Origin of the sequence: Geodermatophilus sp. DSM 44513 (assembly GCF_032460525.1) — a bacterium.
Taxonomy (GTDB): domain Bacteria; phylum Actinomycetota; class Actinomycetes; order Mycobacteriales; family Geodermatophilaceae; genus Geodermatophilus.
On the sequence record NZ_CP135963.1, the window covers coordinates 2,326,570 to 2,342,823 of the forward strand.

The 16,254-nt window shown below is 78.1% G+C and carries 14 protein-coding genes and 2 pseudogenes; 9 read left to right on the forward strand and 7 right to left on the reverse strand.

Translation table 11 applies throughout. The features are described 5' to 3' along the window. Nucleotides 1-431: 431 nt before the first annotated feature. A pseudogene (locus RTG05_RS22370) lies at nucleotides 432-1,448 on the reverse strand (hypothetical protein); the annotation flags it as partial. Between the two features lie 109 nt (nucleotides 1,449-1,557). Between RTG05_RS22370 and RTG05_RS11275 the strand changes: the two are divergent. After that, complete coding sequence (locus tag RTG05_RS11275; RefSeq protein ID WP_166528708.1) at nucleotides 1,558-2,442, forward strand: ATP-grasp domain-containing protein; 885 nt, start codon at nucleotides 1,558-1,560, stop codon at nucleotides 2,440-2,442. Then, the gene (locus RTG05_RS11280) at nucleotides 2,439-3,797 is read left to right on the forward strand and encodes a circularly permuted type 2 ATP-grasp protein (RefSeq protein WP_166528709.1); all 1,359 of its coding nucleotides are present in this window, start codon (nucleotides 2,439-2,441) and stop codon (nucleotides 3,795-3,797) included. Before RTG05_RS11275 ends, RTG05_RS11280 begins: the two co-directional genes overlap by 4 nt. A 43-nt stretch (nucleotides 3,798-3,840) precedes the next feature. On the opposite strand, the gene RTG05_RS11285 is transcribed toward RTG05_RS11280, so the two are convergent. Then, nucleotides 3,841-4,200 carry an agenet domain-containing protein gene (locus RTG05_RS11285; protein ID WP_166528710.1) on the reverse strand — a complete coding sequence of 120 codons (360 nt, stop codon included), beginning with the start codon at nucleotides 4,198-4,200 and terminating at the stop codon, nucleotides 3,841-3,843. Nucleotides 4,201-4,420: 220 nt separating this feature from the next. On the opposite strand from RTG05_RS11285, the gene RTG05_RS11290 reads away from it, so the two are divergent. The 4 genes from RTG05_RS11290 to RTG05_RS11305 all read left to right on the forward strand — a co-directional run bounded on the left by RTG05_RS11290 (nucleotide 4,421) and on the right by RTG05_RS11305 (nucleotide 7,560). After that, nucleotides 4,421-5,056: a hypothetical protein gene (locus RTG05_RS11290; protein WP_166528711.1), complete on the forward strand. Its 636-nt coding sequence runs from the start codon at nucleotides 4,421-4,423 to the stop codon at nucleotides 5,054-5,056. Between the two features lie 53 nt (nucleotides 5,057-5,109). Continuing rightward, nucleotides 5,110-6,009 carry a DMT family transporter gene (locus RTG05_RS11295; RefSeq protein ID WP_166528712.1) on the forward strand — a complete coding sequence of 300 codons (900 nt, stop codon included), beginning with the start codon at nucleotides 5,110-5,112 and terminating at the stop codon, nucleotides 6,007-6,009. Between the two features lie 110 nt (nucleotides 6,010-6,119). Further along, on the forward strand, nucleotides 6,120-6,764 hold the full coding sequence (locus RTG05_RS11300) for a LysE family translocator (protein ID WP_166528713.1): 645 nt from the start codon (nucleotides 6,120-6,122) through the stop codon (nucleotides 6,762-6,764). Between the two features lie 19 nt (nucleotides 6,765-6,783). Next, nucleotides 6,784-7,560 carry an SDR family NAD(P)-dependent oxidoreductase gene (locus RTG05_RS11305; protein WP_166528714.1) on the forward strand — a complete coding sequence of 259 codons (777 nt, stop codon included), beginning with the start codon at nucleotides 6,784-6,786 and terminating at the stop codon, nucleotides 7,558-7,560. A gap of 28 nt (nucleotides 7,561-7,588) precedes the next feature. Here the strand turns inward: RTG05_RS11305 and RTG05_RS11310 are convergent, their stop codons facing one another. Continuing rightward, on the reverse strand, nucleotides 7,589-9,598 hold the full coding sequence (locus tag RTG05_RS11310; protein WP_315911800.1) for a DEAD/DEAH box helicase: 2,010 nt from the start codon (nucleotides 9,596-9,598) through the stop codon (nucleotides 7,589-7,591). A 487-nt stretch (nucleotides 9,599-10,085) separates the two neighbouring features. On the opposite strand from RTG05_RS11310, the gene RTG05_RS11315 reads away from it, so the two are divergent. After that, a complete protein-coding gene (locus RTG05_RS11315; protein WP_166528715.1) occupies nucleotides 10,086-11,495 on the forward strand; it encodes a cytochrome P450 in 1,410 nt (469 codons plus the stop codon). 7 nt (nucleotides 11,496-11,502) lie between these two features. On the opposite strand, the gene RTG05_RS11320 is transcribed toward RTG05_RS11315, so the two are convergent. The 4 genes and pseudogenes from RTG05_RS11320 to RTG05_RS11335 all read right to left on the reverse strand — a co-directional run bounded on the left by RTG05_RS11320 (nucleotide 11,503) and on the right by RTG05_RS11335 (nucleotide 15,635). Next, a complete protein-coding gene (locus tag RTG05_RS11320) occupies nucleotides 11,503-12,240 on the reverse strand; it encodes an HpcH/HpaI aldolase family protein (RefSeq protein WP_166528716.1) in 738 nt (245 codons plus the stop codon). Nucleotides 12,241-12,496: 256 nt separating this feature from the next. Then, nucleotides 12,497-13,687, reverse strand: coding sequence for an FAD-dependent oxidoreductase (locus RTG05_RS11325; RefSeq protein ID WP_166528717.1), 1,191 nt, complete (start codon nucleotides 13,685-13,687; stop codon nucleotides 12,497-12,499). Continuing rightward, nucleotides 13,684-14,244: pseudogene (locus RTG05_RS11330) on the reverse strand (UGSC family (seleno)protein). Before RTG05_RS11330 ends, RTG05_RS11325 begins: the two are co-directional and overlap by 4 nt. After that, nucleotides 14,241-15,635, reverse strand: a complete 1,395-nt coding sequence (locus RTG05_RS11335) for a thioredoxin family protein (RefSeq protein ID WP_315911801.1) — start codon at nucleotides 15,633-15,635, stop codon at nucleotides 14,241-14,243. The pseudogene RTG05_RS11330 and the gene RTG05_RS11335 overlap by 4 nt, the downstream one beginning before the upstream one ends. 102 nt (nucleotides 15,636-15,737) lie before the next feature. Here RTG05_RS11335 and RTG05_RS11340 point away from each other — a divergent pair, with 102 nt between their 5' ends. Further along, nucleotides 15,738-15,938: a hypothetical protein gene (locus tag RTG05_RS11340; protein ID WP_166528720.1), complete on the forward strand. Its 201-nt coding sequence runs from the start codon at nucleotides 15,738-15,740 to the stop codon at nucleotides 15,936-15,938. Further along, a complete protein-coding gene (locus RTG05_RS11345) occupies nucleotides 15,939-16,193 on the forward strand; it encodes an OsmC family protein (protein WP_166529684.1) in 255 nt (84 codons plus the stop codon). Nucleotides 16,194-16,254: the final 61 nt, after the last annotated feature.

The window sequence follows — 16,254 nt, forward strand, 5'->3', positions numbered from 1 at the left end:
GGCAGCGGCTCGGCCTGCTCGTAGCCGGCCCGCCACCCGGTCGCGGCACACGGCGGGCCGAGCCAGACCACCAGCCCGCGGCCGCGGCCGCCGTCCGGCGGGCGCAGCAGGGTGACCGGCACGCCGTCCGGGGTCCGCAGGGGGTCCTCGCCCGGCACCGCCGGTCCGCCGGTGGTCCGCCGGGCCGGGCCCAGGGCCGCGCGGACGGCGGCACGCAGCGCGGCCCCCCGCACGGGCCGCGGTCCCGGGCGCACCCGGTCGGCCGGCCACGGGACCGGGGACGGCGCCACCGGGGCGCGCCCGGGGCGACGGGGCGGTCCGCCGAGCCGTGCCTGCGCCCAGTCCAGCTGGGCGGCCACCGCCGCCTCGTCGGCCCGGTGTCCGCCCGGGCGCAGCACCAGCTCGAGGGCGTCCGGGCGGCCCAGCAGGGCGAAGGCCTCCCGCGCCGCGTCGACGGCGGCCCGGGCGGCCGGGACGCGCTCGACCGGGTCCTCGACCGCCACCGACACGAGGACCGGCCGGGGTGCGGCCAGCGCCAGCAGCTCGTGGGCGTCGGTGGGCAGCCGGTGCTCCCGCCCGGCGAACCAGCGCAGCCGCGGGGAGTACCAGCCGGGGTAGTGCCGGGTGAGCAGCTCCACCCCCTCGCCGAAGTGCCGGTCGGTGCACAGCCGCGCGGGGATGGCCCCGAGCACGCCGCTGGAGCTGGAGACGACGCCGGCGAAGCGGTCGTCGGAGGCGGCGGCCAGCAGCGCGGTCTTGCCGTTGCGGCTGTGCCCGCCGACCAGCACCCGGCGGGGGTCGACCCCGGGCTGGTCGGCCAGGGCGTCGAGGACCCGGGACAGCGCCCACGCCCGCCAGGCCAGCCGGCCGGCGACGACCGAGGGGTGCGCCCGCTCGACGGCCTCGGTGTCGTCGTCGCCGTCCGCGGCCGAGACCAGGCAGGCGCCCCACCCCCGGGCCACCGCCGCCTCCGCCCAGGGCCCGTGGCTGGACTGCAGCAGGTAGACCGGCACGTCGCGGCGGACGCCGGCCTCCGGCACGGGCAGCAGCAGCCGCGCGCGCAGCGACCAGCCGTCGCCGACGACGAGGTCGCGGACCTGCACGCCGCCGGCCGTGTGCACCCGCCGCACCCGGACGGGCGTGCGGCGGGGCGCGGGCGGGGGTGCCCCGGTCAGCCACCGGCGCCAGCGGGCGCGCAGCAGCGCGCGGCGCGCCGGCCACCCGCCGGCTCCGGGGAGGCCCTCGACCGGCGACCACAGACCCGTGCGCGCGGGGAGGCGGGCGAAGTCCGGCGCCAGGCCCCCGCCGGCGGCCAGCCACGCCGCGAAGGGGTCGCTCGGGGGCAGTGCTGCGGCCAGCTCGGCGGTGTAGCGCCGCCGGCGTGCCGTCGCCGACCGCCCGGCGTCCCCGTCCCCGTCCCCGGGGCGGGCCGGCACCAGCGGGGTCATGCGCGTGAACGGTAGGGCCGGCAGGTGTCCTCCGGGTGTCACCGGTGGTGCGTCCGTGCCGCGGCGGGCCGGTGGTTCGGGAGGCCCGGCCGGCGGGCACAGGGACGGCGTGCGCGTGCTGCTGGTGATCACCGACGTGGACTGGTACGAGGACGCCGGCTACGCGGCCGCCTGGGTGCGGGCGCTGGAGGAGCAGGGTGCGGAGGTCGAGCGGCTGGCCCGGGTGCCGGCCGACTGGCCGGTGTCCGGTCCGCCACGGGGCCGCTACGACCTGGCGATCGCCCACGTGCTGGTCGAGGAGGTGGTCGGCTACGCGCCGACCTTCGCCCTGGCCGTGCTGCTGGAGGCCGCCGGCGTGCCGCTGCTCAACCCGGTCGCCTCGCTGGTCGCCTCCGCCGACAAGCTGGTGACCCACGCCGTGTGGGCGGCCGCCGGCGTGCCGCAACCGGCCGCGTGGGACCTCGCCCGGCTGACGGAGTGGCCGCTGCCGGGACGGCGGATGGTGCTCAAGCCCGCGCTCGGCGACGGCGCGCGCTACATCGAGCTGGTCGGTGACCTCGACGCCGCGCACGCCGTCGACGCGGCCTGGCGCGCCGCCGAGGCCGCCGGCGGGCACCGGCGCGGCGCGGCGCTGCTGCAGGAGTGGATCGCCGAGCCGGCGTGCGCGCGGGTCTTCGCCACCCCGGCCGCCACCTCCCTGGTCTACGAGAAGTCCCGGGCCGAAGGCGCGCTGGTCACCCACGGCACGGTCTACCCGCGGGTGTACGAGGCGCCGCCGGCGATGGCGCAGCTGGCGCAGCGCACGGTCGCCGCCCTCGGCGGCGGGCTGATGGGCGTCGACGTGCTGGTCGAGCCGGGCGGCCGGCTGCTGGCGCTGGAGGCCAACGCGCCCTTCGGCTTCGACGTCACCGACCCGCAGCAGGCGCGGTGGGTGGCCCGCGCCGCCCTGACCGCCGCCGAGCGGGCGGCCGCGGCGCGCTCGGCGGCGGCGTGAGCCCCGAGCCGAGCCTCGACGAGGCGCTGCTGCCCGACGGCAGCGACCGGGACCACGCGGCGGCCGCGCTGGCCGCCGTCCGCGCGTACGGCCCGCGGGCACTGGCCGCGGACGTCGCGCGCGCGGCCGCGGACCTCGGCCTGCGGCACGGGCCCGCTGAGGAGTCCCACCTCTTCACGGTCGACCCGGTGCCGCGGGTGCTGCACCGTGCCGAGTGGGCGCGGCTGGCCGCCGGCCTCACCCAGCGGTTGCGGGCGCTGGAGGCCTTCGTCGCCGACGCGCACGGGCCGCGCGAGGCCGTCCGCGCCGGCGTGGTCCCGGCCGCGGTGCTCGACACCAACCGCTACCTGACCCCGGGCCTGCCCACCCCGCGGCGCTGGATCGGCATGGCCGGGCCCGACGTCGTCCGCGGCGCCGACGGAGAGCTCGTCGTCCTGGAGGACAACGTGCGGACGCCGTCGCTGCTGGCCTACGCCCTGGCCGCGCGGGACCTGGTCGCGCCACTGCTCGACGTGCGACCGGGACCAGCGCCGGTGCGGGAGGCCGCCGTCGCGGCGGTGCGGCGGATGCTGGCCGCGGCCACCGACGTGCCCGACCCGGTGGTGGCCGTGCTCGGGGACGGGCCGCGCAGCGCGGTGGCCTGGGAGATCGACCGGTTCGGGGAGATGGTCGACGCGCCGGTGGTGCTGCCCGCGCAGCTGGCCGCCCGCGGCGACGCGCTGGTGCTGCCCGACGGGCGCCGCGTGGACCTGCTGTGGCGGCGCACCAGCGAGGAGCGGCTGACCGACGACGACGGTCGGCCCAACGAGCTGGGCGAGCTGCTGCTGGGGCCCCTGCGTGCCGGGACGGTGACCGTGGTGAACGCCTTCGGCACCGGCGTCGCCGACGACAAGCGCACCTTCCCCTACGTGGAGGACCTGGTCCGCTTCTTTCTCGGCGAGGAACCGCAGCTGCGCTCGGTGCCCGCCTACGACCTCGGCGAGCCGGCGCAGTGCCGGGCCGCGCTCGAGCGGCTGGCCGAGCTGGTGCTCAAGCCGCGGTCCGGCTCGGGCGGCCACGGGGTGCTCATCGGCCCGCGGGCGGACGCCGCGGCGCTCGAGCGCGCCCGCGCCGCCGTGCTGGCCGCCCCCGGGGAGTGGATCGCCCAGGAGCCCGTGGCGCTGTCGACCCACCCCACGGTCGTCGACGGCGCGCTCGTGCCCCGGCACGTCGACCACCGGCCGTACGCGTTCTGCGCCGGTGACGAGACGGTCGTGCTGCCCGGCGGCTTCACCCGGGTGTCCCTGACCGAGGGCGAGCTGGTCGTCAACGCCTCGCAGGGCGGTGGCGGCAAGGACACCTGGGTGGTCGGCTGAGCCGGCCTGCCTGCGTCCGCCGGACGGCTTCGGTGACCGGCCGCTACCGCTCCCGCGGCGGCGGCACCGCGACCGCCCGCAGCGGCAGACGCCGGGTGTGCCCGTCGACGACCGGGTCGGGGCCGTCGGCCACCGGCACCGCCCGGTGCCGGCCGGGGCCCGGGTCCGGGCGGGCGGGGGTGCTGCCCACGGCCTCGGCCGCGGTCGGCACCACCAGCCGCACGTCGCCCGCGGGCGCCCACACGGTGCGCCGTCCCCCGTCCCCGGTGAACCTGACCAGGACGTTCGCCCCGTCGGGGTGGACGCTCAGGACGACGGCACGCCGCCAGCTCCCCTCGTGCCGGACCTCCACCTCGTCGCGGCGAGAGGAGGAGGGGATGCGGGCGGTCTCGTCTGACGGCACGGCCCTGACGCTAGGGAGCCGCGCACCCGCCGGTCGGAGGACACGCCCGTCCGGACCGAGAAACGAGACTCCCCCTCTCACCTACCACGGGGGACGCCCTGACCCGCCCCGGCGTCGACCCGGGTCGGACACGCGGCTCGTCCCCGGGGTGGACGACGCCGCCAGGCCGGGCTCCTACCGTCTGGCCCATGACCTGCCGCTCCTCCCCCGACGACGCGCGGTGAGCAGCGACACGCGGACTCCCCCGGCGGCGACCGGGCCGGTCGGGATCGCGGCCGTCGCAGCGCTGCTGACCGGTGCCGCCGCCACGGTCGGGGCCCTCGGCTGGCCGGCTCCCGAGCGGACGCTGTCGGGCTGGCAGGTCGCCGACGTGCCGCCGGCCACGCTGCTGGTGGTCGCCGGGACGGCGCTGGTGTCCCTGGCGGCCGCGACCGTGCTGGTGCGCCCGGCCACGCTGCCCGCGTGGGCGGCGGCCACCTGGTGGCTGCTGGTGCTGGCGTCGGTGTTCGCGCTGGGCTGGAACGCGGTGTTCTCCGCGGCCCTGTCCACCGACGACGGCCCGGTCATCCCGGTGTTCCACTGGCTGTTCACCCTCGTCCCGGCGCTGGTCGTCGGGCTGCAGCTGCGCCGGGCCGGCGCCCGGGCCCTGCTGCGCGGCGCGCTGGGCACCGCCGTGGTCACCCTGCCGCTGTTCGCCCTCGGCTGGGCGCTGCTGACCTCCTCGGGCTCCCCCGACGGCCTGTCCGGCGCCCTGGCCGGCGTACCGGACACGGTGCGGGTGACCGCCGTCCTCGGCGTCGTCCCGCTGCTGCTCGCGGTCGCCGCCACTCGGCCCTGGACGGCCGCCCGCCGCTGACGCGTACCGGGCGGCGACCGGGAGGCGGGCCCGGGGGGAGGGAGACTCACCCGGTGACGGGGACGACCTCTCGGGTCCAGACGCTCGGCGGGCCGGCGCTGTTCGTGCTGCTGTGGAGCACCGGGTTCGTGGGCGCCAAGTACGGCCTGCCCTACGCCGAGCCGTTCACCTTCCTGGCCCTGCGGCTCGGCGTCGCCGCGGCCCTGCTCGGGGTCCTCGCCGTCGCGCTGCACTCGGCCGCCATGGCCGCCCGCTCGCAGTACGGCCACGCCTCGGTCGTCGGGCTGCTGCTGCACGGCGGGTACCTGGGCGGGGTCTTCTACGGCATCTCGCTGGGCGTGCCGGCCGGCGTGGCCGCGGTCGTGGTGAGCCTGCAGCCGGTGCTCACCGCCGTCCTCGCCGCCCGGGTGCTGGGCGAGCACCCCAGCCGGCGCCAGTGGCTCGGCCTCGCCCTCGGCGTGGCCGGCGTCGTCCTGGTCGTCGGCCCGGGCGTCGTCGCCGCCGGCCCGGCCGGGCCGCTCCCGGCGGCCGGCGTGCTCGCCTGCCTGGTGGCGCTGGCCTCGGGGACGGCCGGCACCGTCCACCAGAAGCGGCACGGCGACGCCATCCCGCTGGTCTGGGGGACGGCGGTGCAGTACGCCGCGGCGGCGGCCGTGCTGCTGGCCGTGGCGCTGGCCACCGAGGACGTGACGATCCGGTGGACCGGGGAGTTCGTCGCCGCGTTCGTCTGGCTGGTGCTCGTGCTGTCCATCGGCGCGGTCCTGCTGCTGCTCCTGCTGCTCCGCCGCGGTACGGCCGCCGGCGTCTCCAGCCTCTACTACCTCGTCCCGGTGGCCACCGCCGTCGAGGCCTACCTGCTCTTCGGCGAGCGGGTGAGCGGGCTGTCCTTCGTCGGGATCGGCGTGACCGCGCTGGGCGTCGCCCTGGTGGTGGCGCCACCGCGGGCGCGCTGAGCGCACCCCTCGCGCCGCAGGACGACGGCGCTACGGTGATCACCCTGGTGGAGGAGTGCTGCGGCGGACCGCGGGTCCGCCACGCCCGGCGGGGAGGAGGCGGACGTCTGGTGGTCACCACCTCGGCGGTGCTCGGCATCGCCGCCGTCGCGCTGGGACTGGTGCTCACCCCGGGCCCGAACATGCTCTACCTGGTCTCCCGGTCGATCACGCAGGGCCGCCGGGCCGGGCTGGTCTCCCTGCTGGGCGTGGCCGCCGGCTTCGGGGTCTACCTGGCCGCGGCGGCCACGGGCCTGGCAGCGGTCTTCACCGCCGTGCCCACCGCGTACACGGTGCTCAAGCTCGCCGGTGCCGCCTACCTGCTGTTCCTGGCGTGGCAGGCCGTGCGCCCCGGCGGGACCTCGGTCTTCGCGGTCGGGCAGCTGCCGGTGGACCCTGCGCGCCGTCTGTTCGCCATGGGCCTGGTGACGAACCTGCTCAACCCCAAGATCGCCGTGCTGTACGTGAGCCTGCTGCCGCAGTTCATCGATCCCGCTCAGGGTTCGGTGGCCGTGCAGAGCCTGCTCCTGGGCGCCACGCAGATCGCCGTCGCCCTCACCGTCAACGCGCTGATCGTCGTCTTCGCCGGCACGCTGGCCGGCTTCCTGGCCAGCCGGCCGACCTGGGTGCGCGTGCAGCGGTACCTGATGGGCGCCGTGCTCGCCGCCCTGGCGCTGCGGCTGGCCACCGACCGGTCCCGTCCGCTGCCGGTCTGATCCGGCCGGGGTGGGGGCGGTGACGCGACGGTCCCACGTGGTGACCGGCGGAGGCCGGGGGGTCGGCCGGGCGGTCGCCGAGCGGCTGCTGGCCGACGGCGACGCGGTCGTGGTGGTCGAGTTCGACCCGGCGGCGGTCGACTGGGTGGCGGCCCACCCGGTGGCCGGGCGGCTGGCCGCGGTGACCGGGGACGCCGCCGATCCGGCGGTCGCCGCGCAGGCCGCCGACCGGGCCGAGGCGATGGGCCCGCTGGCGGGGTGGGTGAACAACGCCGCGGTCTTCCGGGACGCCGCTCTGCACACCGCCGAGCCGGGTGAGGTGCTGGACCTCGTGGTGGCCAACCTGGCGCCCGCGGTGGTGGGCTGCGCGACCGCCGTCCGCCGCTTCCTGGCGGCCGGGACCGGCGGCTCGATCGTCAACGTCTCCAGTCACCAGGCGCAGCGGGCGGTGCGCGGTGCCCTGCCGTACGTGACCGCCAAGGCCGCCACCGAGGGGCTCACCCGGGCGGTCGCGGTCGACCACGGGCACGCCGGGATCCGCTGCAACGCCGTCGCCCTCGGGTCGGTCGACACGGAGCGGTACCGGGCGCACCTGCACCGGCAGGGTCCGCGGGCGGCCGCACGCACCGCGGACCGGATGGCCGAGCTGCACCCGCTCGGACGGGTGGGGCGCCCCGAGGAGGTCGCCGACGTGGTGGCCCACCTGCTGTCCGACGCGGCCGGCTTCGTCAGCGGCGCCGTGCTGCCCGTCGACGGCGGCCGCGCCGCCCGCGGCGCCGACCCCGAGGAGACCTGAGCGGGGAGGAACGAGCGGGGACCGGCGGTCAGGACGCCGCGGCGGCCCCGTGTCCCGGCTCGGCCCGCAGCGCGTCGGTCAGCAGCGCCACCAGCGCCTCGACCCGCACGTCGGCGGTCCCGCCGACCTCCTCGTCGGACCCGTCCAGCGCCCGCGCGGCGAGCCCCGCCTTGCTCTCGACGAGCTCGGCGATGCGGGCGTCGATGGTCTGCGCGGCGATGATGCGCCAGGCGGTGACCGGCTCGGTCTGCCCGATGCGGTGGCTGCGGTCGATGGCCTGGGTCTGCTCCGCGTCGGTCCAGGACAGCTCGGCCAGCACGACGTTGGAGGCGACCTGCAGGTTGAGCCCCACGCCGGCCGCGGTCAGCGAGCACACCGCGACCGCGACGCCGGGGTCCTGCACGAAGGCGTCCACGTTGGCCTGGCGCACCCGCGGTGTCTGGTCGCCGCGGATGGAGGAGAACCGCACCCCCTGCCGGGTGAACGCGGCCTCGGCGGCGTCCATCACGTCCACGTGCTTGGCGAAGAAGACCACCTTGCCGGCGCTGCGGGCCAGCTGGGCGGCGTAGTCCGCGGCCAGGTCAGCCTTCGCCAGGCCGATGCGGCGCATCATGCTGAACACGTTCTCGCCGGACTGCGCGGTGCTCGCGTCCTTGAGCTCCGAGCGGACCACCCGGCGGACGAGCTCGGCGTCGATGCCGCCGTCGGGGTCCGGGCCGGACCGGGTGGCCAGCGCGGTCTCGTACCGCGCCACCATCCGGCGGGCGAGGTCGCGCTCGGCCGCCCGGATCGACCGGCCGACCGGCCCGTCCAGCTCGACGGGGAGGTCGGCGATGCGCCGCGCGGGGATGTCGGCGGCGACGTCGACCTTGCGGCGGCGCACGACGCCGAGGTCGATGACGCACCGGCGCGCGGCGGCGGAGAAGCCGGGGTCCGCGGGGGTCAGCCCGGTGTCCTCCAGCGCGTCCATCAGCTCACCGAGGGGCGTGCTGGCGTCGATCCAGCCGAGGAACTGCCAGATCGCCCGGAAGTCCTCCACGTCGTTGATCAGCGGGGTCCCGGTCAGCGCCATGAGCAGCGGCCGGGGGGTGCGGGACCGCAGGCGGTCGGCCAGGGCCAGCACGTGCTGCGAGCGCTGCGACGACCGGTTCTTGATGAAGTGCGCCTCGTCCACCACCATGCCGCGGAAGCCGAGGTCACCCAGCCAGCTGGCGTGCCGGTCGAGCACCTCGTAGTTGACGACGACGACGTCGGCGAACCCGTCGACGGTCTCGCCGTCGCCCTGCACGACGGTGGCCGCGCGGTGCGGCGTCCAGCGCGCCGCCTCCCGGGCCCAGTTGGTCTTGACCACGTTGGGCACCACGACGAGCAGCGGGTAGGCGTCGGCCGCCTCCGCGGCGAGCAGCGCCTGCGCGGTCTTGCCCAGGCCCGGCTCGTCGGCGAGCAGGAAGGTGCGGTGGCCGGCCGCGGCCGCGGCCACCAGCTGGCCCTGGTGCGGCATGAGCTCCAGGCCCGCGGGGGTGAACCGGGCCGTCGGGAAGGGCAGCGCGGTGCACGCCGGGGCTCCCCCGCCGGCGCGCTCGAAGGAGCTCAGCAGCGGGCCGATCAGCTCCCAGCCGGCCAGCCGGCGCGGCCGCGGCGCGCGCTGCGGGGCGGCGGAGAAGTCCGGAGCGAGGAAGGGGTTGGCCAGCTGACGGGAGACCACCGACTGCGGCACGACCCGCCGTCCGGTGCCGGCCGGTGCGGCCTCCGGGGTCGCCGGGGCGGCCTCCTCGGGTGCGGGTTCGATGCCGAGCTCGCGCAGCAGCTCGCGGCGGCGCGACCGGGCGGCGTCGGAGACGACGGCGTCGTCGGCGAGCAGTGCCAGCAGCCCGGCGTCGCGGACGGCGGTCGTCGCGAGGACGGTCGCGATGCCGTCCAGCCGCTTGAGCTGCTCGGCCCGCTGCCCCTCACCGCCCGCCTCCGCGCGGACGCGTGCCCGCTCCTCCCGCAGCAGCAGCGCGACGGCCTGGAAGGTGGTGCGCACGTCGGACGTCACGCGGCCACGGCGGACGGCCGCCTCGACCTCGCGGGCGGTGCTGGTCAGCAGCGAGACGACGTCCCGTCATCGGCCGACCCGTCGCTGGTCGCGCGGGGTGCTGCGGCGGGCGCCCGGCTGGCGCCGGCCCGGTCGAGCCACGGACTCCTCCTCTGCGGTGCCCGGCCACGGTGGCCACGGCAGCACGTCGCACGGTCCGCGGGACACCCGGGCGGTGCGACCCGGTGCCACGGACGGCGGACCGTCGTACGGTGCCCGAGGTCCGTCGCTCCGGACCCGGGCGCCCCGGTGGACCTCCGGCCCTCGACACGGCGAGGGGCGTGGTCGGACGGCGGGGCGTGTCCCGGTGATCGGTGCCTGCCCCCTGACAACGCGCGTGCCCGCCCATCATTCCCCACCGACCACCGCTTCTCCCCGGCGACACGGTCGCGGGAGGATGGGGTCGCGGGAGGACGGGGTCGCCGGCGCAGGGGGACGAGGGGGCGCGATGCCAGTGCAGGCGGGGCGGGCGGGGGCCGTGGAGCAGCAGGGGCGCAGCGCGGTCCGCTGGGCGGCGACGCACGCCGTGGTGCGGGTGGGGATCCGGGTCCGCGCCCGCGCGGGCAACCCGGACGCGCAGGTGCTGGCCGACCCGGCCGTCCGGGCCGACCCGTACCCGCACTACGAGCGCCTGCGGACGCCGGCCCCCCTCACAGACGGGGCCCTGGCCCGGGTCAGCGTGCACCACGACGTGTGCACCGACGTGCTGCGCAGCGAGGACTTCGGCCAGATCGGCGGGGCCCGCGCCGATCGGCTGCCCCCGGTGCTGCGGCTGGCGCTGCGGCTGGCCGGCCCCCGGCCGGGGGTGAGCCCGGTGGACCCGCCGTCGATGGTCGCCGTCGACCCGCCCGACCACACCCGCTACCGCCGGCTGGTCAGCCGGGCGTTCAGCGCCCGGGCGGTCGCCGCGCTGCGCGCGCGCACCCGCGAGGTCGCCGACGAGCTGCTCGACGGCCTGGAGCGGCAGGCCGCCGCCAACGGCGGGCGGGTCGACCTGGCCGCCGGCTACGCGGACCTGCTGCCGGTCACGGTCGTCTCCGAGGTGCTCGGCGTCCCGGTCGAGATGCGCGAGCAGTTCCTGGAGTGGGGCGACCGCGCCGCGCCGGTCCTGGACCTGGGCCTGGACTGGGCCACCCACCGCGACGTCGAGGCGACCCTGGTCGAGCTGGACGCCTGGTGGCGCGGGCACCTGCGGCGGCTGCGCCGCGACCCGGGTGCGGACCTGCTGTCCCGGCTGGTCACCGAGGTCGACGACGACGGCGCCGGCCTCACCGAGCCGGAGCTGCGGGCCACGGCCGCGCTGGTCCTCGGCGCCGGCTTCGAGACCACCGTCAACCTCATCGGCAACGGCGCGGCCCTGCTGTTCGCCCACCCGGACCAGCGGCGGCTGCTCGCCGCGGACCCGTCGCTGTGGCCGAACGCGGTCGACGAGGTGCTCCGGGTCGACCCGCCGGTGCAGCGGACCGGCCGCCGGGCCCGGCGGGACACCACGGTGCATGGGGTGCCGGTGGCCGAGGGCGAGTGGCTGGTCCTGCTGCTCGCCGCCGCCAACCGGGACCCGCGGGTCTTCCCCGACCCGCACGTCTTCGACGTCACCCGCCGCAACGCCCGCGAGCACCTCGCCTTCGCGAGCGGCATCCACTTCTGCCTCGGCGCCGCACTGGCACGGATGGAGGGCGAGGTGGCACTGCAGGCGCTGTTCGAGCGCTTCCCCGACCTGGCCCCCGCCGGGCCCGGGCAGCGCCGCGGCACGGTGATCCTGCGCGGCCACCGGTCGCTGCCCGTCGTCCTCCGGCCCGCGTCCCGGCACACCCGCCCCGTGCCCGGCCGGGAGCCGGCCGGCACCGGCCCGGCCTGACGCCGGCTCAGCCCCGGGCGGCGCCCAGGTGCCGGGCCGCGGCCTCGCGCAGGCAGACGGTGTCGACGGCGACCGTGGCGATGGTGGCGCCCTCGGCGACGTAGCCGGCCGCCTCCTCGCCGCTGTAGGCGTGCACCCCGACCGGCACCCCGGCGGCGACGGCGCGGGCGATGACCGAGGACAGCACGCCGCGCAGCTCCGCCCGGCGCTCCGGGCCGGTGAGCTGCAGGGCCAGCGACAGGTCGCCGGGGCCGACGTACACGCCGTCCAGGCCCTCCACGGCGAGCACGGCGTCCAGGTCGTCGAGCGCGCTGGCGGTCTCCACCATCACCACCACCAGGGGCTCGCCGGCCCCGCCGGACAGCCGCCCGATCGACCGGCCGCCGGCCGGGGCGTACCGGGCGGCGGCGACCACCTCGCGGGCGTGCGCGGCGTCGCGCACGTTGGGCACGACGACGCCGCGGGCGCCGAGGTCCAGGGGCCGGCCGACGTCGGGGAACAGCGGGCTGCGGGTGCGCACCAGCGGCACCGACCCCCCCGCGGTGACCGCGGCGGCGATGCCCGGCAGGTCGGCCTCGGCCGCGGCGCCGTGCTGCAGGTCGACGACGACGAAGTCCGCGCCGGTCCCGGCCAGGACCTCGCCGACGACCGCTCCCGGCAGCTGGCTCCACAGGCCGTGGCACGGCTCGCCCGCCGCCCACCGCCGCCGCAGCCCGCTCTCGCTGGTCTCCACAGGCGTACCCATCGCCGTCCCCGCCTCCCGCCTGGGCGTCGCGGGCACCGACCGGCGGCCGCACCGGCCATCCTGCCGCAGCGGCCCGGGCACCGCGCCGGACCGGTGTCAGGGGGCGCCCGCCGGCGCCCTGGGGGACAGGACCCTGTCGACGACGCAGCCACGGGAGCGAGCGGTGGACACCTACGACCCCGCCGACCGACTCTGCTACGTGTGCGTCCCGCGCGGCCCGGAGCTGCGGCTGGCGCCGCCGGGCGGACGGTGGACCTCAGGCCGCCCCGGTCACGGGGGCGTCCCAGTCGACGTGGTGCGCGCGGACCCAGGACTGCGGGTCGCGCCCGCGGCGCAGCAGCACCGGCATCACCAGGTCGCGGACCACCCGGCCGACCGGCGGGGGCGACTTGGCGCTGCTCACCCCGAAACCCTGGGCGACGACCCGCTCGACCCGCGCCCGGCGCAGCCGCTCGAACGCCGTGAACGCCTCCGGCACCGGCAGGTCGCGCAGGCAGCGGGCGAGGACGACGGCGTCCTCGATGGCCAGGGAGGACCCCTGACCGGAGGCCGGCGAGGTGGCGTGCACCGCGTCCCCGATGAGCACCGTGCGCCCGCGGTGCCAGCGCGCCACGCGGGGCACGTCGTGGGTCGCCCAGCCGCGCAGCGGGCCGGGGGTGGCCTCGACCAGGGCCACCGCCGGGGACCGGTCGTCGCGGTGGAGCTCGTGCAGGCGGCGGCGCCACTCGGCGTCGGAGATCCCGGCGACCTCGGCCGGCGCCGGCTCCCGGGACACCGGCGGGTTGGCGAACCACCAGGTGCCGCCCGACGGCGCGCGCAGGTAACCGAAGAAGGCCCGCCGGCCGAAGACCATGGTCAGCCGGCCGACCTCGGCGCCGGGCGGCACGTGCTCGGAGACGCCGGCGGTGTTGAGCACCGGGACGAAGCGGGGCGGCGGGGCGGCGGGGTCCACCAGCCCGCGGACGGCGGAGCGGACGCCGTCGGCGCCGACGAGCACGTCGGCGGTGTCGGTGCTGCCGTCGGCGAACACCGCGGTCACGCCGTCCCCGGTGTCGTGCACGTCGACCAGCCGGGCGCCGTAGCGGAGGTCCAGGCCGCGCCGCAGGGCCTCCTCGTGCAGCGCCCGGTACAGGTCGGCGCGCCGCAGGGACAACCCGACCGTGCGGGCCGGGGGCGGGCCGGTCGCCGACAGCTCGCCGAGCACCCGGCCGGTCCCGCTGCGGAACTCGATGACCGGCGTCGGGAAGCCCACGTCGCGGACCGCCTGCTCGGCGCCGATCGCCCGCAGCGCGTCCAGGCCGTTGACCTGCACGCCCAGCCACGCGCCGACGTCGTCGACCGCGGCCGGCCGCATCTCGTGCACGGTCGCCTCGATCCCCGCCCGCTGCAGCGCCATGGCCGCCACCGGCCCGGCCACCCCGCCGCCGACGACCAGCGCTCGCCTCATCCCGCCGTCCTCCCCCTCCGGTCCTCCCCTGTCGCACCGGGTGGCGCGGCGGTCACCGCGGCCACCACCGCGGGGTGCACCCGCTCGGCGACCGCCCGCAGCTCGGCGTCCGTGCGGTCCTGCACCGGGTGCGGCACCAGCACGTGCGGGGCCGGGAAGCCCAGCGCGGCGCCCTGCACGCGGGCGGCCTCGGCGAACGCCTCGCTGGCGAGGAAGACCCCCACCACGCCGCGGCGCTCCAGGTCGGCGATGTCGTGCACACTGCACGACGTGCAGGAGCCCTAGTCGGCCAGCGCCTCGACGACCACCTCGCACTGCTCGGTGATCCGCTGCCGCAGGTCCAGCGGCGCGACCCGGGCGAAGGTCGGCTTGCGGTAGCGCAGCACGGTGGCGCCGTCCGCGGCGAGCAGCTCGGCTAGCCGGTCCAGGACGACGTCGCCGCGGGCCTTGCCGATGTCCAGCAGGCCCACGGTGCGCCCCCGCAGCGACGGCGGGCGCGGCAGTGGCGCGCGCTCCGGCGGCTGCCGCTCGCCGGTCGGATCGAGGACCGTGGTCACACCCGCACCTCCCGTGTCACCGGGACGCTCCCGGTCTCCCCGGCGACCCACCCGCCGACGATCGCACTGAACAGGCCGGCGTCACCACCGGCGTGGGCCACCAGCAGGCCCCCGGGCCGGAACTTCGGCACGCCGCCGTCGCCGACCCCGGGCGGCAGGCCCTCGGCCATGCCGCCGGCCCCCCGCACCAGCTCGCCGGCCGGCAGCCGCAGCAGCCCGTCCAGCTCGGTCAGCAGCCGGGCGCGGTCCCAGCCGGCCTCCCGCAGCACCCGGCCGTGCTCCGGGGAGACCACGAGCAGCGCGTCGAAGGCCATCGGCAGCTTGGGGTGGGCGTTGACCCGCAGGCAGGCGGCGAAGGTGCGGGCCAGGGACTCCGGGTCCCGGCTGAGCTGGTCGACCACCGGCTGCACACCGGAGCCGGCGACCACGGTGACCGCGTCGCCGGGCACCCCGCGGTCGGCGGCCAGCGGCGCGAAGGGGCTGTCCTCCTCGCGCTCGGCGAAGCAGAACGTGTACTTGCCCGGGTTGCCGAGGGTGGCGCGGTCCACCTCGCCGGGTCGCCCGCCGCCGACGTTGCGCACCACCAGCTGCAGCGCCCGGCCGATGGTGGCGTTGGCCCGGTTGCCCTGGCCGAGGGCGTTGACGCCGCTGTTCATCCCGATCCGCCGGGCGACCGGCCCGTTCACCACGACGACGGGGCCGGCGAAGTAGGTGGTGGCCAGCAGCCCGTGCAGCGCGAACTCCTCGGCGCAGGCCGCCTCCACCGCGGCCAGCACGACCGGCAGGTGCTCGGGCCGGCAGCCGGCCAGCACCGCGTTGACCGCGACCTTCTCCACGGTGCACGGCACCAGGTCCGGCGGGACGACGGCGACCACCTCACCCGGGTCGCGCGACGTGCCGCGCAGCATGCGCACCACCCGCTCCGGGGTCGGGGGGACGACCGGCAGCCCGTCGGTCCAGCCGCGGTCGAACAGCGCCTCGTGCTCGTCCTCCAGCTCGGCCAGCTGCACCCGCCGGCTGGCCAGCCGGCCGCCGTGGCGGGCCTCCAGCGCGTCGGCGCGGGACGGGTCCACCGACAGCGACCCGCAGCCGGGCCGGTGCTCGGGCAGCCCCGCGCCCAGCCCGGGCACACCGGTCAGCTCCGCCCAGCGCTCCCGGCTCCAGCCGACCGTGCGCGCGGTCTCCCGGCCGCCGGCCACCCGCAGCAGGGTCGGCACCGTCTCCACGCCGAGTGACCAGGACAGCTCCAGGGAGGTGTCGTCGCCGTCGAACCAGGCGGGGTCGTCCTGGCACCACACCGCGGCGCCGAGCTCGCGGAGCACCGGCTCGACCAGCACGCACGTCGGGCAGTCCCGCTTGACGACGGCGACCAGCCCGTCCGGCAGCTGCACGACCCGGACCCTAGCCCCCCGCCGGCGCACCGGCCCATGCGCGGTTGCCCGGGGCGGGCGCGGGGCATGCCCACCCCGACGATCCACGAGAGCGGAGGGCGAGTGTCCGAGATCGCGTACGTGTCCGAGGTCCGCGTCGAGCGCCTGGGTGGGCCGCTGCGCGCGGCGTACCTGCCCGGCGAGGAGCAGCCGACCGTGTACGGCATGCACGGGGCCATCGCCGAGCACTACGGCATGGAGCCGGGCTCGGCCCCCAGCCACGCCAGCACGATCGACCACCTGGTCGGCGCCGCGCTCGGTTAGCTGACCGGGACGTTCGCCGGGGCCCTGACGGCCCGGCGGATCGACCCCACCGGTCTGGTGGGGCACGCGCGCGGTGAGGTGGAGCTCGAGGGGCGGGTCCTGGTGGTCAAGCGGATCGCGGTGACCTACACCGGCCTGGAGGTCGCCGACGAGGACGCGGAGAAGGTGCAGCGGGTGCTCGCCGTGCACGCGGACGGGTGCCCGGTGGCGCGCAGCCTCCGGGGGTCGATCGAGATCACCACCCGGCTCGGCTGACCGCCGTCCGGGAGTCGGCGCCGGGGCCGGAACCGCGCCCGGTGCGCTGCCCCGGACGGGT

Coding starts and splice junctions, on each gene's coding strand:
- RTG05_RS11315 (WP_166528715.1), top strand. CDS start 10,086: ATGCCAGTGCAGGCGGGGCGGGCGGGGGCCGTGGAGCAGCAGGGGCGC.
- RTG05_RS11320 (WP_166528716.1), bottom strand. CDS start 12,240: ATGGGTACGCCTGTGGAGACCAGCGAGAGCGGGCTGCGGCGGCGGTGG.
- RTG05_RS11325 (WP_166528717.1), bottom strand. CDS start 13,687: ATGAGGCGAGCGCTGGTCGTCGGCGGCGGGGTGGCCGGGCCGGTGGCG.